The following is a 22,825-nucleotide window of genomic DNA, read 5'->3' as shown; positions in this document are numbered from 1 at the left end:
TGATATTATCCAATTGTCGGTTGATCCTCATTCGTGCAGTGTTATCCTGTCCCGGTATGTATTACTTCTCTGCCGATGTGGTATTTTTTGACATGTATTTATTTAGATATATGTTGTGTGGGTAAGGTAATATTTTATAAATCTGTGAACCGATTTATCACTCTTATTATTATTTGTGAAGGATGGTAGTTTATGCAGGAAGGAGTAGAAAAGAAGGCATCACAGCAGACAAAGTTAGCTCTTGGTTTTTTTATCATCTTTCTTATTCTTATCCTGATCATCTCTGCTGCAACGTATTCTACACTTAAAACGAGTTTTGAAAATCAGTACTATGACCGTGTGGACGATTCGGTTGTTGTTATCAAAAACCATGTGAATCTTGTTAATACGGGCTTAAAAACTTATGAGAGTGCCTATGACCGTGAAATGATGGAATCATTCGTTCTTTTTACAGAGGCGTATGAAAATTCCGGCAGGGAACCTTCTGCGATAGATCTCGATAATCTGAGAGATAGTATAGGGCTTTCAAATTTTGGGACGCTTGAACTATATATAATCAATGAGTCCGGAGTCGTTGAGTACACAACTTATGAGAAAGATATCGGCCTTGACTTCAGTGAATACCCTGAATTTTTTGATAAAATTGATGCTATCCGGACAGGGGACAAATTTGTCGGTGACCGTGCCACAGGCGGATGGTCAGGAGAGGTAAACCTTAAAAAATATGCTTATCTCCCCACACCTGACCATAAATATCTCCTCGAATTCGGTTTTACATCTGAAGTTTTCCAGGAGGGAAGAAAGGTCTTCAAATACGGAGGTATTGGTGATCTGCTCTCGGAACAGAATTACAATCTTCTTTCATCAAAGGTGTATAATATTGCATATAAGGAGGTCGGTGGTGATCTCGCAGATGGCCTGACAAAAGAGAGACTTAAGGAAGTTTTTGAGGAGAAATCCGACCTTGAATATATCAATTCCTCCGGTGAGACAATTACAAAATACATCTATATTGATCTTGATGACGGGAGTGCCCCCTCTTCAACCCAGATGAGCCTTGCTGCAGAACTGGTTTTTTCAACTAAAAATCTTAATGCCACGCTGGATATGCTCACGTACTATATCTGGATGTTCATTATACTCGCATCCGGTATCAGCCTTTTATCTGCCTATTATATAGCGTATTACTTCACAAAACCGATCAGATCAATTATACATGACATTGAGGTTATTGCCGGAGGTGACCTTGATCATCCTATTAACAAAACCCAGTCTGCTGAGGGTGAATATCTCAGGGGTAAGATTGAGGTCCTTGTACGAAGGCTTAAGGGAGAGATTGACCTCCTGCAGAAGACCTCTGATAATCTGGACAGTGAACTTGAAAAGAACAGGAGAAAAGAGGAAGAACTGGAGAAGCTGAATAATAAACTGTCTCTTATCTCCGGGATTACGCTGCATGATATTCAGAATCAGATTCTTGCCCTCTCTTCATATGTACGTTATATGAGGCTTAACAGGGAGAAGGGCAGGGATGATGAAGATTTCCTTAAGGTTATTGATGACATTGTCCTGGCAGTGAGGGATCATATATCCTTTGCTTCAGATTACCGGCAGGTAGGGCTTAAAAAGCCGGTATGGCATAATATAGGTGTACTTGTTGATGAAATTATCCGGAACAGCCTCTTCTGGCAGGTCAGTTTTAATGTAAGTACCGGAAATCTCTCTGTTCTTGCAGATCCTATGTTTAGAAAGGTGTTATTCAACCTCTTTGAAAATTCCGTAAGGCATGGAACGAACGTGACTTCAATATCCGTTTCTTTTTACGAGTCTGAAGGATCCGGCCATCTCATCATTGAGGATGACGGATCCGGAGTGGCTGAAAAGGATAAAGAGAGAATATTTGATAAGAAATTTGGTGAAAATACCGGCCTTGGCCTCTTCCTGGCAAGGGAGATTCTCGCATCGTCCGGTATGGAAATTCATGAAACCGGTAAAGAGGGTAAAGGTGCAAGGTTTGATATCTCTATCCCTGAGGAATATTGCCGTTTTGAGTGAGCAATAATCCGGAGCACATTTATATATTATTATATTTTTGTCGGACAGACAATGTTAATTAACTATTTCTTTATGTCATTTCAGAACATATTGGATCATAATATGGTTTCAGAGAATTCGGAATATGGTGATTATAACAGAAAGGTCCTGTCCTGTCATGTCCTTGTGATCGGCAGCGGCGGTTCGGGTACAAGGGCGGCAATAGAAGCGTCACAGTTTGGTGAGACTATTCTTGTTACCCGGACGATTGCCGGGAAAGGCGGATGCACAACAATGGCGGAGGGTGGTTACAACGCCGTCATGAAGGAGGATGACTCATGCCCCATGCATGAGGAGGATACACTTAAAGGGGGTGCATATCTCAATGACCCAAAACTTGTTGATGTTCTTGTGAATGAATCTCCGGAGAGGATGAATGACCTTGTTAAATGGGGGGCTGTATTTGATGTGACTGCGGAGCGGGAGATTGCACAGCGTCCTTTCGGAGGGCAGAGATTCCCCCGGACATGCTATGCAGGGGATCGCACCGGTCATGAGATAATGATGACCCTGATTGAACGCCTCAGAATAAGTGATGTAAAGGTTCTCGCTGAGGTGACGGTCATTGAGCTTCTGAAGAGGGGAGACATAGTCTGTGGTGCTGCTGCGGTTGATATAAACGGAAATCTGGTAATTATTGAAGCGGACGCAGTTGTTCTTGCAACCGGAGGCGGAACACAGGTCTATGACATCTCCACCAACTGTGCCACCGGAAACGGGCAGGGATTTGCCATGGGTTACAGGGCCGGGGCGGAACTGATAGATATGGAGATGGTGCAGTTTCATCCAACCGGTGCGGTCCATCCTTACGATGCAAGGGGGCGCCTTATTACAGAGGCTGTACGCGGAGAGGGTGGTCTTCTCAAAGATTCCAAAGGAAGGCGTTTCATGGAGAAGTATGATCCTGAGAGGATGGAGCTGTCCACAAGGGACGTAGTCTCGCGTGCTATCGCAACCGAAATTTCTGAAGGGCGTGGTACTGACAGGGGCGGCGTCTATCTGGATGTCTCCCATCTTGATGATAAGGATATTGAGGAGAAGCTGCCTGTCATGCTTGAACAGTTCCTCCAGTCGGGGGTTGACATCAGAAACGAGCCTATGGAGGTTGCACCGACTGCTCACCATATTATGGGCGGACTGAGGATAACCCCGGAATGCAGGACCACTGTAAAAGGTCTTTTTGCCTGCGGGGAAGTGGCCGGAGGAGTTCATGGCGCCAACCGTCTGGGAGGCAATGCACTTGCCGACACGCAGGTGTTTGGCAGGCGTGCAGGCTTTTATGCCGGAAATGAACCTGATATGGAGAAGGTCGCTGATGAGCACCAGATCGGTATTATCAGGCAGAAGCTTGATTCATATCTCTCAGGCGATACAAACCCTGCTGAGATTAAGAGACGGCTCAAGAGGGTTATGTGGGATGATGCCGGAATATTCAGAACCGGGGAAAAACTGAAGACGGCTTTAAAGGAGATTGCAGAACTGAAGAAGTTAAAGCCAAAGGCTGCTGAATCAGGCTCTTTTATTGACTGCTGGACTGTTCAGGATATGCTTGAGGTGGCTGAACTGATTGTCAAAGGGGCAATTATGAGGGAAGAGTCGCGCGGTGCTCATGTTAGAACCGATATTGAAACCGCGTGGACTCCGGAAAAATCACCATTCGGGCATACCTTCCAGTCAATATCCCGGTCAGGGATTGAGAAGAAGGAGGTTCTCTGATGCAGGACATTAGTCTTAAGATCTCACGCTTCACTCCGGGTACTGATGAGAGACCTGAGCTGAGGGAGTATGATGTATCACTGAATGACGGAGCGATGGTTCTTGATGCCCTCATTTATGTTAAGGATAATCTTGACCAGACATTAATGTTCAGGTACTGCTGCCGGGCAGGTCAGTGCGGCAGCTGTGCCATAAAGATGAATGGTGAGCCTGTTTTAGCCTGTATGACTGCGGCAGTGGATGGTATGGTCATTGAGCCGCTTGATTTTCCGGTGATAAAAGACCTGGTGACGGATATTGAGCCGGTTTTAAAGGACATTCCGGGAGTTGTTCCCTGTGAATCATGCGAGGTTCCGACAAAAGAGCAGATTGATGTGATAAAGCCTTTAAGGGACTGTATCGAGTGCCTCTGCTGCGTGTCTGCATGTCCGGCAATGAAGGTTGTCGATTTTAAAGGGCCGACTGTGATGAGGCAGGAGATGAGGATTGAGCTTGATCCAAGGGACATAAGAAACCTTGTTCCGGGCGCTGTAGATGAAGGCCTTTTCACCTGCACTTCATGCCAGAAATGTGTTGAGGTCTGCCCTAAGGATATAAGAATTCCCCATAAGGCGATAGAGAAACTCCGTGAGCTTGCTAACCGGCAGGGTTTCACACTTCCAAGGCACCAGGAGGTTGCAGAGCTTGTAAAGGCTACCGGAAGAAGTGTTGATGTGCAGAAGGAGACCTTATTCAGCCAGGTTCCTGATGTTATCGAACCTGACGGTGAGGTCAGGGCTGAGGTTGGGTTCTTTGTCGGCTGCATGTATAATATGAGGGTTGTGCAGAACGGTCTTGACGCTCTTGAGGTCCTGAAAAGAAACGGTGTCAGGGTAATAATTCCAAAGGAGCAGGTCTGCTGTGGCTCTCCGCTGATACGAACCGGACAGACGTCCTTTCTTGATGACCTTAAGAGAAAGAACATCGAATGCTTTGAGAAGAGGGGCATTAAGAGGGTGATGACGATGTGTGCCGGATGTGGCTCCACCCTTAAAAACGACTATAATACTCCGTATGAGGTTGTTGACATCAACGAACTGTTAACTGAGATTGGTATTGAGCCCCCTGAGAAACTTGATGTAAAGGTTACTTATCATGACCCATGCCACCTTATGAGGGGGCAGGGCGTGGAGAGTGAACCGAGGGAGATTCTCAGAATGATCACCGATGATTTCGTTGAGATGCCCTCTATATGCTGTGGTGCAGGCGGCGGTGTCAGGTCAGGTCTGCCTGATGAGGCGGCAGCCCTTGGTAAGTTAAGGGACACTGAGATTCAGAAGACCGGATGTGATATTGTAGTCACTTCATGCCCCTTCTGTGAATTTCATATTCAGGACTCCACAGAAAAGCCTGTGAAGAATATAAATTCACTTCTTCTTGAGGGCTACCGGAAGAAGGATGCCCTGAAGTCAGAAGATGAAATGTGACCTGAAGATGTCATATTTTTCGGGTTGATACCCCTGGATTATTATTCTTCTGAATTTAATTTTAAGGATACAAAGGAAGCTGAATAACAATTGATTGTAATAGGAATTGATCCTGGTCTGGCCCGTGTCGGGTTTGGCGTGATTAAAGAGGAGAGGGGCAAGGTTACAGCTCTTGAATATGGGTGCATCGAGACCGGTTGTGAACTAAGATGTTCTGAGAGGCTTCTTGAGATTTACAATGCCCTCTCAGAACTCTTCGGAAAGTATGAAGCTGACTGTGTAGCAGTTGAAAAGCTATTCTTTTCGAGGAACACCACGACTGCCCTGAGTGTCAGTGAGGCACGCGGTATCATTCTTCTGGCGGCAGAGCAGAGGGCAATTCCTATAACGGAATTTACTCCTAACCAGATCAAACAGGCAGTTACAGGTTCAGGCAGGGCCGACAAGCGTCAGATGCAGGATATGATCCGAAGGCTTCTTAGCCTTGACAAGATTCCGCGTCCGGATGATGCAGCAGACGGGCTTTCGATAGCCCTCTGCCATATTCACATGATGAGATAGTATGATTGCACAACTATATGGTATTCCGGTACAGACCGGAGATAAATGGGCTGTTCTGGATGTCGGCGGTGTAGGCTACAGGGTCTATCTTCCAAAGTTATCACTTGATGAGCTTTCTCTCTCTGGTGAGAGGCCCGTCAGGGTATATACGAATATGGTGGTCAGAGAGGACTCTGTTTCGCTTTATGGCTCTATACACCAGAATGAGGTTGAGATGTTTTCGGTTCTGATCAGTGTATCCGGAATCGGACCTCAGACCGCCCTGAATATTATTTCACAGATCAGCACTGAGGAGTTTGCATTTGCGATATTAAATGACGATGAAAAGGTGCTGACAAGAATATCCGGGATCGGGCCGAAGAGTGCAAAGAGGCTGATTCTTGAACTCCGGGATAAGATGAAGAGGATCAGCGAGACGATAGCGTCCCCTGATTCCGGAACGAAAATTCCGGTTATAAACGATGCTGTCAGTGCCCTTCTCTCGCTTGGATTTCAGGAGAAGGAGTCCAGAACTGCTGTTGAGACTATAGCATCATCCAGCGGAGATATTTCTCTTCAGGAACTTATACGCGATTCACTTGCAAAACTTAAGGAATACTGACTGTTATGGATGAAAGGATTGTCTCACCGGAATCTGCCGGTGATGACGTTTATGAGGTGACTATAAGGCCTGATAGTCTTGAAAGCTTTGTAGGGCAGGAGCAGGTGAGGGAATCGCTTAAGATAGCGATAGAAGCTGCAAAACTCCGCGGTGAACCGCTTGATCATATCCTGTTCTCAGGGCCGCCGGGGCTTGGCAAGACGACCCTTGCAAATATCATTGCAAATGAGATGGGATCTGCCATTAAGACGACTACCGGACCTGTGCTTGAAAAACCCGGTGACGTTGCGGCACTTCTGACGGCACTGAAACGCGGGGATATTCTGTTTATAGATGAGATTCACAGGATAAACTCCGTTGTGGAGGAGATCCTCTACCCTGCAATGGAGGACCTCTTCATTGACATTATGATCGGAGAGGGGCCGAGTGCGAGGTCGGTAAAGTTAAACCTTGAGCATTTCACCCTCATTGGTGCAACGACAAAACAGGGACTTTTGGGTTCTCCTTTTCGTGACAGGTTTGGCATAATATCACGCCTTTCGCTTTATAATCCGGAAGAACTCAGGAGAATTGTCTTAAGGAGTGCCTCTATTCTTAAAATTGAGATCACCGGTGAAGGTGCTGCAGAGATTGCAGGCAGAAGCCGCGGGACTCCGAGGATTGCTAACCGTCTGCTCAGAAGGGTTCGTGACTATGCGTCAGTAAAGGGGGACGGTACTGTCACGAAAGAGATCGCATCCGGTGCGCTTTCTATGCTTCAGATCGATGAAACCGGGCTTGATGAGCTTGACAGGCGGATTTTATCCGTAATTTCGGATGACTTTGATGGGGGGCCTGTCGGGGTAAAAACGATTGCTATTTCTGTTGGTGAGGAGGTCAGGACAATTGAGGATGTCTATGAACCATATCTCATCCAGATTGGATTTATAAAAAGAACTCCTCAGGGCAGGGAGACGACACCGGCTGCAAGGGAGCATCTGAGGTCATCCGGAAATAAGATTTAATCTCCGATAATTAATCTTCATTTATAATACAGCTTTTGAATGATTCCGGATCATTCTCTCTCTTTTTCATCTACAGCCCGATACTTCTGATTTGGATGGGTGGTGACATTTTTGTATTTCTGCTCAAGCTTTCCTTTATGCAGCAGTGGTATGATGTAATGTGTTCTCAGTGTGTCTTTATTTCGATTAAGGAGAGATGATAGCTCTTCAATTGTCAGATGTCTACCACTGCATAACTCCATAATTGTGGATTCCATGAGCGCTTTTGAGGCCTTTTTTACAGATTTTACTGGTTCTGCAATATCTCTTAAGGTAGCCAAATGCTCGGAGCTGTTATCCAAATGCTCGGAGCTGTTATCCAAATGCTCGGAGCTGTTATCCAAATGCTCGGAGCTGTTATCCAAATGCTCGGAGCTGTTATCCAAATGCTCGGAGCTATATTTTGGGCATATTTCTCCTCCGAAAATTTCATCTCCCATTGGGTGTCTTCCTGGAATGTAATAAAATGTATTCCTTCCCGAACCCTCACTCGCCAGTAGTCCCTGTTTCACCAGGTTATGGAGTGAGATGGTTATGTCATGCGGGTGCTCTCTGCTCAGCTCTTTTAGCCTGCTGTGATTTACGCAACCCTCAGAATATGCAGTTACCATCGCAAGGCGCTCAACATTTACCAAATCTCTGAATGATTCCCCAAATTCACTTTTTAGTGCACCTAAAACCTCTTCCGGGAGGAGGCTTGTCATCTTCAGGATGAATACTGTCTGGTTGCTCCCATGCCTCTCTTCAAGCATTGGTTCACGCCAGTGCTGCATTTGCCAGTTCTGATATATCTTTGGGAATCCGGACCCTGCCTGCTCACCAAGACCAATGAACTGAAACATCTTCTGCAGATTCCGGTTGCGGCAGTCACTGATCCCTCCGCGAATTGCTTCCGGTTTGGGAATCCTCATAAGTCCGGGATTCCTGAATCCAAAAAGATCCGGGCGTTTCACAACAAGTAATGAGCAGTTTCCGGAATAATCAGCATGAATAATCGTATTTACCAGAGCTTCACGCAGTGCCTCATGAACCGGTGTATCCTCGATTCTTTCATCCCCGTTCAGCTTAAAGGGTACTTTAAGATCAGCTGACAGTTTTTTCATAACTGTCCGGTAAAAATCATACAGGCACCCGGACCACGATCCATCCAGAGTGATTCTGTCAACCCACCGTGTATCGGTGTTTTCCCTTTCCTGATAATCTACAATATAATTGGGAACTGCATCAAGAATTGAACGGAATTTGCCAAACATTAAGAGTCCTGCAAGGGTGAGTCCTTCTTTTCCATTCTGGCGGTTCCTTTTCCATCCACCGATCTGGCGCAGAAATTCTTTCTCATCACATTCATTAAACGGGTGATTTGGTTTGAGATTCGAGAACTGCTGGCGGTATATACGATATGATTCTTTATCTATATCATCAATAGTAAAGTTTTCAAGAATAACGGCATCTCTGGTGTCATTTGCCTGCTCACCGAGCATCTGTTTAACCAGTTCGGGCTGGCACCTGTAATCTCCCTCGTTTTGCCTTTGGTATGTCCCTTCAAGTGGGTTAGTTCCGATATATACCGGACGCTGTTTTCGCGAGGCCTGAGGTACTGTGACTACAATGATATTTTTCCCCTCATATGTTTTGGGTTTAATGTTCCTGTTCTGGAGTATGTTCACACTCACTTTTTTTGGATTGTTAAGATTATTCCAGATGTCCTGAATCATCTGTCCGTATTTTGGCAAATTATGATATACAACAGATTCATCTTTTTCCTGTGCTCCAAGAATTATAATGCCTCCACTGGTATTTGCCATTGCAGAATAGGTCTCCCAGAAGGATTCGGGAACTGCTCCTTTTTTGTCCCTTCCCAGTGCGGTTTTTAGTTCAACGTCAAAACCTTCCTTAAGGGAATCCAGGTCAAAAAAATCTTTATGATACATATCCATACTCCCGGAGGCTGACATCAGGCAGTCCCTTTGCTGTGCCTCTTTTGGTCTTCATCTTTTTCATTGCTTCCTGTAATTTACCAGCCAGTTTTCATAGGTCACAGACCGATTGTATGCCGGTGATTTGGAGCATATTTTTATAAATTCTGGAGGTTATGGATAAATCAGAATCATATCTCTTTTATATTGACGATCTCGACCGGAATTCCCCACTGCTGCACTGTCATTATATCGTCCTTCGTGTCTGCAAGGAATCTCACTTTAAGCCCGTCTTTCTGCATATTCTCCCCAAGATTTAAGGGGTAATATCTGGTGCCGTCCTTTGCCACAATACCGTAAAATCCTCCTTCAAGGTCAACATAAGTGACTGTTCCTTCTGTATTTATATTCACATCCGGAGCGTCTTTCCATATCGTGCTGTCACTGCTGTTTGATATACAGCCCGCAGCCATAACAGCCGCAGAGGCTAAAAGAAGGGTTATCGCCAGACTGCACATCCGGTTTGGTTCAGAAGATCTGTCTTTATCCATTAAATTTATTCTGATTTCAAAAATATATATAATATGTCTGCTTCTCCGGAGTTTAGGAGAGTTGGAAGTGGCAGGTTTTATTTTTTAATCCTGCAAATCCGGACTGTCCAGATCAAGGACAATCCCAACTCCGGAATATCCTGTATCACAGTACTTGGAGAGCTTAAGTATTTCGTCAAAACCTGTGCAGTGTCCGGGGTATATCCTGCCTCTGACATTATCCCTGAGATATTCTCCTGTCTTTTTTATCTTCTCATCAGGCAGTCCTGCCAGGTGAAGTCCGCCCATGATTCCGATTATCTCCTGCTCTTCTCCAAATGCCGTCTTCGCCTGCTCAACAATTGAGCAGATTCCCGAATGCGAACATCCGGTGAGGACAAATATACCTTTATCTGTCCTTAATGCAAGGGCTGTGTCATCCGGAATAGTATCAACGGTAAATCCTTTATCGCCTGTCTCATCCGGGTACACCGACCAGTCTCCAGGGTCTTCAAAGTCAAAAATACGTCTGATCTCGCCGAGGAAGACGACATTTTCGGAGAGTTTTACAGGTTTTGCAGTAAGTGTTATTCTGAAATGCTTCTCCAGGTCCTCTCTTGTGAACGGATTTCCGATATATCTGAGATGATCTTCCTCTCTTGCATACCTCTTCCTGAAAAACTCCGGGTGCGCAACAATCTCAGTCTTATTATTTTCATCTGAAGCCTGACGGCCTTCTTCTGTACCTGTTTCAGCGTCCTGAAGGGTGTGAATCATATGCAGAATCCCGCCTGTGTGGTCATAGTGGCCGTGTGAGAATGCAATAATCTCAGGTTCAAAGACGTCAATATCCATCTTCTCAGCATTTTTTGCAAATAAATCGGTTTTTCCGGTATCGAAGAGTATTTTTTTCTCCCCATCTTCAACCAGTGCTGAGAATCCGTGTTCTCCGGAGAAAGGGGATGCAAATATGACTGAATTTTCAGTAAGTATTGTTATTTTCATTTATGTGTCCCTTATTATGAATCTGGTGTTTTATAGTTGTTATACTGTTCTATCTCCGGATGCCAAATCCGATGCCGTTGTGTTCGCAAGTCTCTCCTGAAGGCCGGCTGTTGCATAAATGGATCTTATTACTGAGTCGATCTCCGCGAGGTTTGCATCCGGATTTGTGTTCAGTTCAAGTGAGAGCAGAGGCAGTGCGGGGCCGCCGATTTTAATAAGTGCAAGTGAAGCACCTTCAGTCTCTTCCTGATTTCCGGTGTTAAGAACATCAATTAATGGCTGATATGCCGGCTCACCTATACATGCCAGGATATTTACTGCCCATTCGCGCTGATTTTCATCTCCTGATGAGAGCAGTCCGATCATAGGTTCAACTGAAATTTCGCCCATCCTGGTGAGAGCTACAGCAGCCCATGTTGCCGACTGTTTATCTTCAGATGTGAGAACGGCACTCAACTGTGGTATTGCAGCCTCTCCTCTCTCTGCAAGAGCCTCTGCTGCCTTCTTCTTATCTTCCTGTGTGCCTGATTTAAGGGATTCAATGTACCCTGATATTTCTGAATCGCCGCTGTTTTCTCCTGTACATCCTGCAAAGAGGGAAATTATCAGAAGAAGGGACAGCAGTACTGATATCCGGAATATTTTCATTATAAATCTGTTGAACCTTTCTGAAGAAAAAAGTCATGGATTCTCCGGGTGATTACCCATAATGATATGGGCGGTTTTCTCTGGTCTCATCTGCATTATCCTGCCCGGATCTTTCTGTAATGATACCGTCCTGAATAAATTATCTCTCTTAATTATCTTTAATATGTGCTGATCCGGCTGAATTTCAGATGAAAAGGGTTAATTAGTAATCTGCCTGTTTAAAATTATGGTTTTAAGTGAAGTTCCATGCCCAAAGTGCGGGAAGACCGGATTATATGTAGAAAAACCCTCTGATAACGAAGTATGGGTAAAATGCCACGAATGCGACCTTTTTCTGGGGATGAGTGATGAAGACTGGCACAGGATTCATAATTCGCCTAATCTTCATGAAAAAATTGCAAAAGTCTACAAAACCGAATATCCCAAAGCAGTATCCGGAGGTTCATGCCGTGCATGCAAATCCGGAAAGGACGACCTGATCTTTGGGATATGTAAATCATGCCTCTATAAAATTCTGATAGTAATTCTTGTCATAATGGTTATAGGATCATATGCAGTCTGGATGTCTGTCCTTTAATCCGGGAAATTTATATTCATTATATTTTTTATTTAACCCTGCCGGAATACCGGTTAACCTATACTATATAACATATTAATAACTCCTGAAATACAATTGCCATCTGCATGTATTGTAAATCCTGTAATCCGGAAAGAAAGGACTGTACAGGATTTGGTAACATTGAAATGTCTTAATAAAGTATAATTCAGAACATTCCGGAATTGTCCGGAAAGTTTGCTTATTACTATGCAGTGCACTATAATCTTATACAGTTACAGGCCGGATCTTAAATAATATGTCAGATTATATACGCCGGAATATCAGACTTCCGGAAGGGCAGATATGGACTACAGTTGTGTAACAGTTCCGGGTAGGCGGGTTTATAATGAAGATTCATGTATAGCCATGCCTGTAGGTGAAGGCATACTTCTTGCAGTGGCAGATGGCCTTGGAGGACATGCTGCCGGTGAAGTTGCATCCGGGATTGCTATTGATACTCTCAGGTCCGTTTTTACAGATAAGTACAGGGCCGGAGACGGAGTTTCGGGTGTTGAAGCCTTAATGCGGCTGGCTTTTGAAGAGGCAGACCGTATTATAATTTCAGAAGCGAAGGATGAGCGGGCAGGAATGGGTACAACCCTTACTGCAGCATTTATCGTTGACGGCTCGGTTGTAGTCGGAAATACCGGTGATTCGAGAGTTTATCTTCTTGACGGTATTCTCAGGCAGATTACAAAGGATCACTCTGTTGTCCAGGAACTTGTGGACAAGGGGATGGTGGAAGCTGAATCGGCGAGGTTCCATCCGATGAAGCATATAATCAGGCACTCCCTCGGAGGTGACTTCAGGGTTGACATAATTTCTGATTCTCTGAGTTCCGGAGTGACGCTTCTCCTCTCAACAGACGGCCTTCATGATTACATCGGTTCAGAAAGGATTGAAGAGATTTTAAAGGGTGTTAAAGCCTGTGATGCAGCAAAGGCGCTCATTAATGAGGCACTATCATCTTCAGATGACAATATCACAGCAGTTGTTGTGAGGACTGACTGAAAAATCCCCTGAGTTCTGGGGCTTTTTGAAATATAGTATAATTCAGAACTTTCCGGAATGTTCCGGGAAGTTTGATTATTACTATGAAGTGCGGTATAAGTGCATGATTTGAAATAATCCTGGTCACAATCCGGTTATCCCAAATCATTATGCAGCGCACTATAATTATCTAATATTAATATACAGAATTTGCATGAGGTGACTTTAATGGCAGGAATTTATGACGAAAATGAGAAGACAATTGCAATCAGTTCTGATCCGGATTTTTTTGAGGACCTGTCTGAATACTTAAACGTCCTCTCCAACCCGACAAGGCTCAGAATACTGAAGTTTATTGAGCATCATCCGAAAGAGGTCCGTGAGATTGCAAAAGAGATTGATACCAGTTATGAGAATACAAAGAAGCATCTTGACAAACTGCTTAAAACAGGAGTGATAAAAAAGGAGGCCGGTATGGGCCGTCAGACTTCTAAAGGTGCTCTTCCGGTCTGGAAATATTCTATAATTCCGGGTGGGATGGAAGGAATAATCAGAAATCTGAGCATATTTTCAAACATTGACGTAAGAATCGGTGAGAGTGAGATCAATGATAAACTTGATAATATAAGAAAGATGATTGCGGATGAGTCCGGCTCTGATGTACCTGTTCTGGTTATGCTCGGAGGGGAGGACGACGGGAGTGCTTACCCTCTGAAGTCAGATGATGTCAGGATTGGCAGGGAGGACCATTCAGCACCCCAGTACAGTTATTCAGATGATGCGGTTGTAATTTCCGGTTCGTATGAGGCCGTTACAAGAGTTACAAAACCTCATGCCCGTTTTTTCAGAAGGCATAATATCTGGTATTTTGAAGACTGTGACTCTACAGGCGGTTCTTATATAAACAGCGAAAAGATAACACCCTTCCGTGAAACTGCTCTTAAAGGCGGAGATATGATCGACCTGGGGCGTGGTCCCCGCGGTGCAAGACTCATATTTAATGCCTTTTAAGTAATATAATATATTATCATGATTTCCGTTCTGATGACGGAGATTTTATTTTAATCGGAGGCAGCAGTAATGATAATACCGGAGATTCGATCCAGCCCTGAAATTTCCGGTTTTCTCTGCCGCCTTCTTCTCCTTTCACTGCTTATTCTGTTAATTCCCGGTGCGGCATCTGGTGCATCTGTTTATGTCGGCGGCGATGACGGTTTTCCAGATATTGCCTCTGCAATTAATGCAAGTAATCCTGGTGATACCGTAATTGTAAGTTCGGGCGTTTATGCAGAAAATATCCTCATTGATAAACCCCTGACCCTCCTTGGAAATGACTCCGGAAAGGGCACTCCAAAGATCGAGAGTTCATTCGGAGATGCGGGAATAAAGATAAATGCAGATTATGTCTCAGTAAAAGGGCTGATTGTGAGTGGTAATGCCGATTCCGGCATAATTGTCCGTGGCGGGAATATAACTGTCAGTGAATGTGATATTCAGTCCACTCCTTCCGGAATTACGATCTACCGTTCATCAGACGTCACAGTCAGGGAGAACACAATCCGTGGTCATGAGGTTGGTCTTTTTATTGATGAGTCTGAAGGGTGCATAGTATATCTGAATGATTTTGAGAATAATGTCAATGTCAGATGCCTCTCTCCCGGAGTGGTGTGGTATTCACCGGATAGAGAGTATATTTATAAAGAGAACAGTTTCAACTCACCACTGGGCAATTACTGGAATGATTATGTCGGTATTGACGGGAGCGGTGACGGCATTGGTGATGTGCCATATATCGGTTATTCTGATGATAAAGTCATTGTTCCGGACCGGAATTTCTATACTGTGAATGGGATCAATCCGTCAGGCGGCCGAATTTTTCCGGGACATAACTTTGTTGAGGATAATTATCCTCTCATATCCCATGTTTCGTATTACATACTTCCGCCTCCTGGAGGTTTTTCTCCCGGAGAAGGCGGCAGAGAGAAACCAGATCCGGTGAATGGCAGCAGGTTGCCTGATAATAATAGCCGCGGTGAATTTCCGGGACTGAATTTCAGCCAGCCGGTTCAGAACCCTCCGCCGGTGGCGTGGCTCTCAGGGGTATCTCCCGTTGAAGTGGTAGTTCTTATGCTGCTTATGTCAGGTGTTATTGCCGGAATGCTTGACCTTGTCGGCGGTTACAGGGAAGTTGAGAGCAGCGGTTCCCGCATAAGGAGAAACGGGATAAAATTCTTTTATGGCGGATATATTGCAATTGCGGTTGCAATGCTCTATTCCGTGGTCTCATATACCTCACGGCTGATCATAAGAAATATCGATTACGGGATTATTCAGGTATTATTCATTGCTTTAACGACATTTCTGATCGCGTCTTCGGCGTTATTATCGTACAATTTTATTAAAGGTGGAGTGCCGGTCCTCCTGAGCAGGCTTCATGCACCACTCGCAGCGTTTGGATTTATTTATTTTTTTGTATCTCTTTATACCGCACCGGTTGATCTCGGACCTTTAAATTCAATTATATACCCAGTATCCCTGATTCTGTCGATCTGTCTTCCTCTTCTTTATTTCTACATATATGAGAGTTCTCCCCAGAAATCAGTAAAAGAGGAGATAATTTCGGGTTTTCATCCGGAAATTGTCTCATCCGACACTGTTGTTGTCTCTAATTATGATCACACCACAGTCTTTGACAATGAATACGGCATTATGGGTTCGGCACTTTCAGGTTCATATTTCCCGGAATGCCTTGGTGAGCGTTATTACGGTGTGGAATTTATCGGTAAAGGGGGTATTGCCAGGGTATTTAAAGCTGTCAGGAGGGATGACGGCGAAGTTGTTGCTGTGAAGGTTCCGATTAACTTTGATGAGGTTACGGGGCGCTTTTTTATGAAGGAGATGAGAATATGGGAGGAATTATCGCATAAAAATATTGTGAGGCTGAATTCAGTCAATATTCTGCCTGTTCCTTTCGTTGAGATGGAGTACGTTGTATCTGATCTTTCTGAGTCTGAAAAACCTCTCCCTCTAAAAGAGACTCTTAAGATTATTGAGGGAATAGCTGAAGGTCTCTCATATGCACATAAACTCGGTATCATACACCGCGATATAAAACCGCAGAATATTTTAGTGACCAAAGACGGTACGGCAAAGATTACCGACTGGGGCCTTGGCAAGATGATCTCAGACGGTCATGAGACCACGGTTGTTGGTTTTTCACTTAACTATGCAGCTCCTGAACAGATTGCACCACGCAGGTTTGGTGTGCCTGATGAGAGGACTGATATCTATCAGATGGGCGTTGTATTTTATGAGATGGTCGTTGGCATGAGGCCGTTCTTTGGCGGAGGTGTGGGTGAGATGACTGATGAGATTATCCACCGTATGCCGATGAAGCCATCGGAAAACCGCCTGTCTGATGAGCCTTTCGACAGAATCATTATGAAATGCCTTGAGAAGATGCCAAAAGACAGATATCAGAATATCGGAGAGTTTCTGAGTGACCTGCAACACCTGAAAGATATTCTCTCTTCTCAGGGTGAGATCTGATTCTGATCTAATCCCTGTTTTTCTGCTTAATTTTCAGATCGGAGTTCTTTATCTGCTTCTTATCCTGAATATTTCCCTCGTGTTTCTTTTACCCGGAGATTTTACCGTTTAACCGTCCGGTTAAAAGCAGTAATCTGTGATATTTTAACCATTTATATAATCAGGCGGTGACTTATTTATCAGGGTGGCAGAGAAGGGGAAAATAACCCCACCCTTTTCTGCATATCCCGAGTAAATACCGAGGTGATGATTCAGTAATAACAGATATCAGAATAACCAGAAGATCTGTTCATGAATTATGCCGGTTAAAGAAGAGTTCAGGTGGTTGCCAGACCTTAATCTGAACAGTCTTCTTCCGGCAGATTCTGTTAAATGCTAAAGTAGATCAAACCGGTGAAAGAGTAATCGGGCGGGCCTGAAATATTAATTACGGCCATTCAGTCTGAATTAATTTCCCCATACCGGTGACAGGTCCGTCAAAACTTCATCATATAATAAAAACTCCGGACAATATCCGGAATTCCCGGATAACCAGACAATACCAATCAATAATAGATCGTAATTTATAGGGCCTTTTGGCCCGCAAATACCCAGATTAACCGATCCAACCATTAAATGAAATCCTAAATGCCAGAATAGGAATCAGAGAGACAATCCAGATATTAACAGCAACCAACCCCCCAAACCCCAAATATATTATTACCAATCCCAAAAAAAGACCAGATAATTAATAATCATAAAGACCAGAACGACCAGAACTTTAATTCAGGACATCCTCAGGGATGTTTTGTTTAATCCGGATGCGGCCCTGCCCCGGGTCATAATCCGGAGTTGCAGGCATAAAAAACCCCATAAAATATGCATGTAATAACATCCGTGTACCTCTCCATTAACAAAGATGGAGATGCTTTTTTTTTACGCTTAAAAAAATGTATGTTTATCTTATATTCATTACTTTTTCTGCAAGTTCGGCGGCTTTATCCTTGCCGATTATAAGGCCTCCTGAGATGTTAATCCAGTGGCAAAGTTCATTCAGGTGCTCTTTTTTAAGGTCATCAAAATGAAGGCTGTCAAGGTGGTATTTGGTCTGCCTTTCAAGGAATGTTTTGGCCGCCGGACCGAGATAAAAGGTTGCTTCCTTTAAGACCTTTTCTGAAAGAATGGACATCTGGTCTCTCTCCTCAGTCTTTTTCGTCCCCGAAATCCATCATCATAATCTTTAAACTCGCAACCATTCTTCCGAAAGATTCTGCAAGTTCGCCGATCTCATCGTTCCTGCTGACATCAACAGTGACTCCTGAGTCACCCATGCTTATTTTGTTGGCAGTTTCGTTTAATTTGCGGATGTCTCTTATCATCGACCTGGCAAACATGGCAATTATAAGGCCGGCAATTGCAACAGAAATCAGAATAATCATGTATATTGTATTCCCTATGAAATTCTGGCGGTCAATTACTTTGTGGCTGTCCATGTCCACCCCGACGATGCCCACAACTTTTCCTTCGGAATTATATACCGGGGCATAACCTGAGATTACAACTCCCCACTGGTCTATTGTAAATTCCTTCTCTGATATCGGCCTTTCAAATCCGAGGAACATCTCTTCTGTCGGTTCGTCATATACTTCATTGACTCCTGCGACATCTTCTGAGATGCCGTATTCTGCATCAACAACAAAGGCGATATCATCCCCAACCTTCCTCATGGTGTACAGATACATTATCTCATCCGTAGATTCCTGGATTTCATAGAGCTGATCTCTCAGCTTAATAAATTCCGGTGAATTTTCATCCCCTTCCTTTATATTCTGAAGAATATCCCCGTCAACCTGGGTGGCAATTATACTTGCGGTTGATAGCAGTTCATCCTGGGTTGTATCTTTAAGGGCGGTCTTTGTTTCGCCATATGTGTAGAAGAAACTCATTCCCGATATGACTATGATGAGTACTATAAAACTCACCGTAAGCTTTGTCATTATGCTGTTGTACCATTTTGTCAATTAATTCACCTTTAATAATATATTGTTAATATTCTAATGTTTTGGATTGAATGTTAAAAAAAGTTGTGTATTCCGGAATTAATGATTTTTAATTTTGTTTATTTATTATTATGTTGTTATTTGTGGTGTTGATATTTATGTCTGTAGTCTGACAGCCAAATATTATTTTATCTCTCTGTTGAACCGTTATCTCTGTGACATAAGATATTCATACGCTGAAAGTGCCGCTTTCGCACCGTCCCCTGAGGCAATTATTATCTGCTTGCCCTTTACCGAGGTCACATCTCCGGCGGAGAACACCCCTTTTCTGTCAGTATTCCCGTTTATGTCGATGATAATCTCTCCTTTCTCATTTCTGGCTACAAATCCGTCGAGAAAAGCCGTATTTGTCTGATGGCCTATTGCAAGAAAGAGTCCGTCTGTCTCCAGTATTTTCTTCTCACCGGTTTTTCTCTCTTCTATCGTAACCGATTTCAGAAAATCATTGCCTGACAGTTCTGAGACGACATAATTTGTATACGTATTTATACCTCCTGTGTCCCTGTACTGGCTGAGGTAGATCTCATCTGCACGTATTTTGCTTCTGACAATGAGATTGACTTCCTTTGCTATTTTGCTCATCTCTATTGCAGTAGTGAGGGCATAATTGCCGCCTCCGACTACGGTTACAATTTTGTCCCTGAACAGAGGGCCGTCACATGTTGAGCATATGCTTATCCCTCGTCCTATATACCTCTCTTCCTTCTCCAGACCGAGCCATTTAGGACTTACTCCGCTTGTGATAATTACTGCCCGGCATCTGTATTCGGAGCCGGATTCTGTACCGATTATATACTCATTCCCGTCTTCTTTTAACGAAGAGACACTGTCAAGTTCGATTGTCATATCCTGGGTTCTGATCTGCTCTTCAAACTTCTGCATGAGGTCAGAACCGGAGATGAGCTTAAATCCCATATAATTCTCTACCGACCATGATTCCAGTGCCTGACCTCCGATATTTTCTGTAATTATCATCGTATTGAGCATCTTTCTTGAGCAGTACATAGCTGCCGTCATTCCGGCCGGCCCTCCGCCGATGATGATGACATCCGGAATTCCGTCCTCTTTTCTCCGGACCCCGAATATCTCATTGAGGGCGGGAATGTCAAAGCCTATGATGGTTTTTCCTTCTGCCACTGTTACAGGCACACCATACTGACCGGAAAGTTCAACCATCTCTTTTGCGGCTTCTATATTCTCGCCTACGTCAATGCTCTCATATTTTATTTTTTTCCTATCCAGGAATGCCTTTAAAAGGCGGCAGTACTGGCAGTTTTTGGTAGAATAAACCCTCACATCAGACATAATATGAGCTATATTGTCTTCTTAATATTAGATATTATCCGTCAGTTAAAAAATCAGGGTTAATGCCAGACATTCCGGCAAAAATGTAAATCCTGCTGATAATTTCCGGCTAAATAAAATGTTTATAGTCTCCGGGATTATCTTTTCCGGAAAAAAAATGGTCGTTTTGAAATTTACTCTACTTCTCGGAACATTCTTGCCGGGACACCACAAATCGGGCATTTTTCAGGAATGATATCTACTTCAATATTTCCGCATACCGGACAGAGATAAACCTTTGAAAGTTCAAAATCATTTCCTGCGGATACTGCCTCCAGTGCCTTCTGATATCTTCCGGCGTGAACCTCCTCTGCCTTCATTGCATGGGTAAATACTGTTGCAGCTTCGTTTTCCCCTTCTTCATCTGCAGTTTTGATGAATGCAGGGTACATCTCCGTGTACTCTTCGGTCTCACCGGCAACTGATCCTTTTAGATTTTCCTCTGTTGAACCAAGTTTATTTAAGACAAATAAAAGTCTCTTTGCATGAATGGCTTCTGCTTCTGACGCTGCCTTGAAGAGCTTTGCGACATTTGGATATCCCTCTGCTGTCGCTTTCTCTGCAAAAACCTCATATTTCCGGTTAGCCTGTGATTCGCCTGCATATGCTTCTTCTGCATTTTCCATTGTAGTCATAATAATAAACTCCTTTTCCATTTTAATTCATGTCAGTTATACTATAAATGGTTATAGCAGTTATTCCGGTGAACCACCCGGAATTTTCATCTTCCGGATGTCTCACGATTGCCGTTATCAGTCTTTCTGCACTTTTTTGGTATCCCTTATCTCTTGCCTCTGTCAGTCCTCAAGGGTGGAGATGTCTCCGGGATCAAGCCCCATTGCCTCTGCCTTTAATACCCTCCTCATAATCTTGCCGCTTCTTGTCTTTGGCAGGCTTTCAACGAATTTTATCTCGGATGGCATTGCTATCGGACCGATTGTCATCCTTACATGATATTTCAGTTCATTGGACAGTGTTTCAGAACCTTTAAACCCTGTTCTGAGAATTACTGACGCTTTTATTATATTGCCCTTCAGTGGGTCGGGAATACCAATCACTGCCGCTTCAGCGACTGTTTCATGCGAAACAAGGGCAGATTCGACCTCGGCTGTTCCCAGGTTGTGGCCTGCGACAATGATTATATCGTCAGACCTTCCAAGTATCATTATATAGCCGTCTTTATCCTTTACTGCAAGGTCGCCGACAGTATAGCACCCTTCAATCTGAGACCAGTAATGATTATATCTCTCTTCATTGTTCCATATGGTCTTCATCATTGCCGGCCACGGACCTTTTATCACAAGAAGGCCTGTTTTTCCGGGAGGGAGACTTTTGCCCTGCTTATCCACGACATCGGCTTCAACGCCGGGCAGTGGCTTGCCTGCAAATCCGGGCTTCATCGGTTCGCCTATGAGGGTCGTTATCATGTGCATACCGGTTTCGGTCTGCCACCAGGTATCTACAATCGGGGTCCTGCTCTTTCCGATGACCCTGTAGAACCATTCAAAAGCCTCCGGGTTTAGGGGTTCTCCGACTGAACCGAGTATTCTCAGGGAATCTAAGTTATATTTGTCCGGCCATTCCTCACCATGCTTCATAAACATCCTTATGGCCGTTGGTGCGGTGTACATGATGGTAACGCCGAATTCCTCGACAATCTCCCACCATACTCCGGGGTCCGGGTAATCAGGCACTGATTCACTTATGATGACCGTTGCTCCGTTTGAGAGCGGGCCATAGACTATATACGAATGCCCTGTAATCCATCCCGGATCTGCCGTGCACCAGTAAACGTCGTTATCCTTCATATCAAATACATACTTTGTAGTGTAGTACGTTCCGACGAGATAACCTCCGCAGGTATGCAGTACCCCCTTTGGTGTTCCGGTCGTCCCGCTTGTGTATAATATGAATAAAGGATCGTCAGCATCCATCACCTCAGGTTCACAGTAGTGGCTCTGACCTTTCATGACGTCATTGAAGTCCATCTCCATCTCAGCGTAGAGTTCTATCGGAGGGTAAGACCTCCTGTGTACTATCACCTTTTCAACGGTGGATGCATTTACGATTGCTTCATCCACGATCGATTTCAGGCTGATTGATCTCCCCCTTCTGATGCTCACATCCGCTGTTATGACAAATCTGGCCTTTGAGTCCCTGATTCTTGCATGCAGTGCTTCTGATCCGAATCCTGCATACACAATTGAATGTACTGCGCCAAGCCTTGCACAGGCAAGAATTGCAATCACGTGCTCAGGTATAAACGGCATGTAAAAGACAATTCTGTCGCCTTTCTTCACACCGAGATTTTTAAGGCCGTTTGCAAATCTGTTTACTTCCCTGTACAGCTGCCTGTACGTCAGTACCTTCTCGCCGCCGTCATCTCCCCTGAAGATTAAGGCAACCTTATTTCTCTTTCCGTCATTTACATGCCTGTCAAGGCAGTTCACCGTGACGTTCAGTTTTCCGCCCGGAAACCATGATGCATATGGGGGGTTCCAGTCGAGGATTCTGTCCCATTTCTTCTCCCAGACGAGTTCCCCTGCCACTTTTGCCCAGTAGGTCTCCGGATCATCCTTAAAACGCCACAGTGCCTCGTAGTAGTCCGGCATGTGTGCATTTGTCCGGTAGGAGGGATCTGCGTGGTATGTCTTTGACATCCCTTCCTCCTGTCCGGAACCCGTATCCGGTTCTGGCATATTTGTCATTATTAATCATTATAATT

19 protein-coding genes are annotated in these 22,825 nt (G+C 44.3%); 10 read left to right on the top strand and 9 right to left on the bottom strand.

Features of this window, described 5'->3' with window-relative positions:
• Positions 1-192: 192 nt before the first annotated feature.
• The 6 genes from METLIM_RS15230 (at position 193) to ruvB (ending at position 7,442) form a co-directional block, all read left to right on the top strand.
• The gene (locus tag METLIM_RS15230; protein ID WP_004079810.1) at positions 193-2,055 is read left to right on the top strand and encodes a sensor histidine kinase; all 1,863 of its coding nucleotides are present in this window, start codon (positions 193-195) and stop codon (positions 2,053-2,055) included.
• A gap of 102 nt (positions 2,056-2,157) precedes the next feature.
• Positions 2,158-3,810: a fumarate reductase (CoM/CoB) subunit TfrA gene (tfrA, locus tag METLIM_RS15225; RefSeq protein ID WP_048146449.1), complete on the top strand. Its 1,653-nt coding sequence runs from the start codon at positions 2,158-2,160 to the stop codon at positions 3,808-3,810.
• The gene (gene tfrB, locus METLIM_RS15220; RefSeq protein WP_004079808.1) at positions 3,810-5,276 is read left to right on the top strand and encodes a fumarate reductase (CoM/CoB) subunit TfrB; all 1,467 of its coding nucleotides are present in this window, start codon (positions 3,810-3,812) and stop codon (positions 5,274-5,276) included. Before tfrA ends, tfrB begins: the two co-directional genes overlap by 1 nt.
• 90 nt (positions 5,277-5,366) lie before the next feature.
• On the top strand, positions 5,367-5,837 hold the full coding sequence (ruvC, locus tag METLIM_RS15215) for a crossover junction endodeoxyribonuclease RuvC (protein ID WP_004079807.1): 471 nt from the start codon (positions 5,367-5,369) through the stop codon (positions 5,835-5,837).
• A 1-nt stretch (position 5,838) separates the two neighbouring features.
• Positions 5,839-6,438, top strand: coding sequence for a Holliday junction branch migration protein RuvA (gene ruvA / locus METLIM_RS15210; RefSeq protein WP_004079806.1), 600 nt, complete (start codon positions 5,839-5,841; stop codon positions 6,436-6,438).
• A 5-nt stretch (positions 6,439-6,443) separates the two neighbouring features.
• Positions 6,444-7,442: a Holliday junction branch migration DNA helicase RuvB gene (ruvB, locus tag METLIM_RS15205; protein ID WP_004079805.1), complete on the top strand. Its 999-nt coding sequence runs from the start codon at positions 6,444-6,446 to the stop codon at positions 7,440-7,442.
• 50 nt (positions 7,443-7,492) lie between these two features.
• Here the strand turns inward: ruvB and METLIM_RS15200 are convergent, their stop codons facing one another.
• From METLIM_RS15200 to METLIM_RS15185, 4 genes are all read right to left on the bottom strand, one after another.
• Entirely contained in the window at positions 7,493-9,412 is a 1,920-nt protein-coding gene (locus tag METLIM_RS15200; protein WP_157202335.1) for an RNA-binding domain-containing protein, read from the bottom strand.
• A gap of 176 nt (positions 9,413-9,588) precedes the next feature.
• Entirely contained in the window at positions 9,589-9,948 is a 360-nt protein-coding gene (locus METLIM_RS15880) for a hypothetical protein (protein WP_004079803.1), read from the bottom strand.
• A gap of 84 nt (positions 9,949-10,032) precedes the next feature.
• On the bottom strand, positions 10,033-10,932 hold the full coding sequence (locus METLIM_RS15190) for an MBL fold metallo-hydrolase (RefSeq protein WP_004079802.1): 900 nt from the start codon (positions 10,930-10,932) through the stop codon (positions 10,033-10,035).
• Between the two features lie 39 nt (positions 10,933-10,971).
• Positions 10,972-11,580, bottom strand: a complete 609-nt coding sequence (locus tag METLIM_RS15185) for a HEAT repeat domain-containing protein (protein ID WP_004079801.1) — start codon at positions 11,578-11,580, stop codon at positions 10,972-10,974.
• A 226-nt stretch (positions 11,581-11,806) separates the two neighbouring features.
• Between METLIM_RS15185 and METLIM_RS15180 the strand changes: the two genes are divergently transcribed.
• The 4 genes from METLIM_RS15180 to METLIM_RS15875 all read left to right on the top strand — a co-directional run bounded on the left by METLIM_RS15180 (position 11,807) and on the right by METLIM_RS15875 (position 16,717).
• Positions 11,807-12,157, top strand: a complete 351-nt coding sequence (locus METLIM_RS15180) for a hypothetical protein (protein ID WP_004079800.1) — start codon at positions 11,807-11,809, stop codon at positions 12,155-12,157.
• A gap of 324 nt (positions 12,158-12,481) precedes the next feature.
• Positions 12,482-13,189: a PP2C family protein-serine/threonine phosphatase gene (locus METLIM_RS15175; protein ID WP_004079799.1), complete on the top strand. Its 708-nt coding sequence runs from the start codon at positions 12,482-12,484 to the stop codon at positions 13,187-13,189.
• Positions 13,190-13,396: 207 nt separating this feature from the next.
• Complete coding sequence (locus METLIM_RS15170; protein WP_004079798.1) at positions 13,397-14,179, top strand: FHA domain-containing protein; 783 nt, start codon at positions 13,397-13,399, stop codon at positions 14,177-14,179.
• Between the two features lie 69 nt (positions 14,180-14,248).
• Entirely contained in the window at positions 14,249-16,717 is a 2,469-nt protein-coding gene (locus METLIM_RS15875) for a protein kinase domain-containing protein (protein ID WP_004079797.1), read from the top strand.
• Positions 16,718-17,654: 937 nt separating this feature from the next.
• Here the strand turns inward: METLIM_RS15875 and METLIM_RS15160 are convergent.
• The 5 genes from METLIM_RS15160 to acs all read right to left on the bottom strand — a co-directional run bounded on the left by METLIM_RS15160 (position 17,655) and on the right by acs (position 22,799).
• Positions 17,655-17,885, bottom strand: a complete 231-nt coding sequence (locus tag METLIM_RS15160) for a hypothetical protein (RefSeq protein WP_004079796.1) — start codon at positions 17,883-17,885, stop codon at positions 17,655-17,657.
• Between the two features lie 13 nt (positions 17,886-17,898).
• Positions 17,899-18,717 carry a HAMP domain-containing protein gene (locus METLIM_RS15155; protein ID WP_004079795.1) on the bottom strand — a complete coding sequence of 273 codons (819 nt, stop codon included), beginning with the start codon at positions 18,715-18,717 and terminating at the stop codon, positions 17,899-17,901.
• Between the two features lie 186 nt (positions 18,718-18,903).
• Positions 18,904-20,061: an FAD-dependent oxidoreductase gene (locus METLIM_RS15150; protein WP_004079794.1), complete on the bottom strand. Its 1,158-nt coding sequence runs from the start codon at positions 20,059-20,061 to the stop codon at positions 18,904-18,906.
• A 173-nt stretch (positions 20,062-20,234) separates the two neighbouring features.
• The gene (locus METLIM_RS15145) at positions 20,235-20,735 is read right to left on the bottom strand and encodes a rubrerythrin family protein (protein ID WP_004079793.1); all 501 of its coding nucleotides are present in this window, start codon (positions 20,733-20,735) and stop codon (positions 20,235-20,237) included.
• 162 nt (positions 20,736-20,897) lie between these two features.
• Positions 20,898-22,799, bottom strand: a complete 1,902-nt coding sequence (gene acs, locus METLIM_RS15140) for an acetate--CoA ligase (RefSeq protein ID WP_004079792.1) — start codon at positions 22,797-22,799, stop codon at positions 20,898-20,900.
• Positions 22,800-22,825: the final 26 nt, after the last annotated feature.

The sequence above is a fragment of the Methanoplanus limicola DSM 2279 genome (assembly GCF_000243255.1).
Taxonomy (GTDB): domain Archaea; phylum Halobacteriota; class Methanomicrobia; order Methanomicrobiales; family Methanomicrobiaceae; genus Methanoplanus; species Methanoplanus limicola.
This window is presented reverse-complemented; position numbering and strand designations above follow the sequence as displayed.

Bases quoted from the DNA above. Each gene is read 5' to 3' on its own strand.
- METLIM_RS15175 (WP_004079799.1), top strand. From the start codon at position 12,482: ATGGACTACAGTTGTGTAACAGTTCCGGGTAGGCGGGTTTATAATGAA.
- METLIM_RS15160 (WP_004079796.1), bottom strand. From the start codon at position 17,885: ATGTCCATTCTTTCAGAAAAGGTCTTAAAGGAAGCAACCTTTTATCTC.
- METLIM_RS15150 (WP_004079794.1), bottom strand. From the start codon at position 20,061: ATGTCTGATGTGAGGGTTTATTCTACCAAAAACTGCCAGTACTGCCGC.
- ruvA (WP_004079806.1), top strand. From the start codon at position 5,839: ATGATTGCACAACTATATGGTATTCCGGTACAGACCGGAGATAAATGG.
- METLIM_RS15875 (WP_004079797.1), top strand. From the start codon at position 14,249: ATGATAATACCGGAGATTCGATCCAGCCCTGAAATTTCCGGTTTTCTC.
- METLIM_RS15180 (WP_004079800.1), top strand. From the start codon at position 11,807: ATGGTTTTAAGTGAAGTTCCATGCCCAAAGTGCGGGAAGACCGGATTA.
- METLIM_RS15230 (WP_004079810.1), top strand. From the start codon at position 193: ATGCAGGAAGGAGTAGAAAAGAAGGCATCACAGCAGACAAAGTTAGCT.
- METLIM_RS15170 (WP_004079798.1), top strand. From the start codon at position 13,397: ATGGCAGGAATTTATGACGAAAATGAGAAGACAATTGCAATCAGTTCT.
- METLIM_RS15200 (WP_157202335.1), bottom strand. From the start codon at position 9,412: ATGTATCATAAAGATTTTTTTGACCTGGATTCCCTTAAGGAAGGTTTT.
- METLIM_RS15185 (WP_004079801.1), bottom strand. From the start codon at position 11,580: ATGAAAATATTCCGGATATCAGTACTGCTGTCCCTTCTTCTGATAATT.
- tfrA (WP_048146449.1), top strand. From the start codon at position 2,158: ATGGTTTCAGAGAATTCGGAATATGGTGATTATAACAGAAAGGTCCTG.
- acs (WP_004079792.1), bottom strand. From the start codon at position 22,799: ATGCCAGAACCGGATACGGGTTCCGGACAGGAGGAAGGGATGTCAAAG.
- tfrB (WP_004079808.1), top strand. From the start codon at position 3,810: ATGCAGGACATTAGTCTTAAGATCTCACGCTTCACTCCGGGTACTGAT.
- METLIM_RS15880 (WP_004079803.1), bottom strand. From the start codon at position 9,948: ATGGATAAAGACAGATCTTCTGAACCAAACCGGATGTGCAGTCTGGCG.
- ruvB (WP_004079805.1), top strand. From the start codon at position 6,444: ATGGATGAAAGGATTGTCTCACCGGAATCTGCCGGTGATGACGTTTAT.
- METLIM_RS15145 (WP_004079793.1), bottom strand. From the start codon at position 20,735: ATGACTACAATGGAAAATGCAGAAGAAGCATATGCAGGCGAATCACAG.
- METLIM_RS15190 (WP_004079802.1), bottom strand. From the start codon at position 10,932: ATGAAAATAACAATACTTACTGAAAATTCAGTCATATTTGCATCCCCT.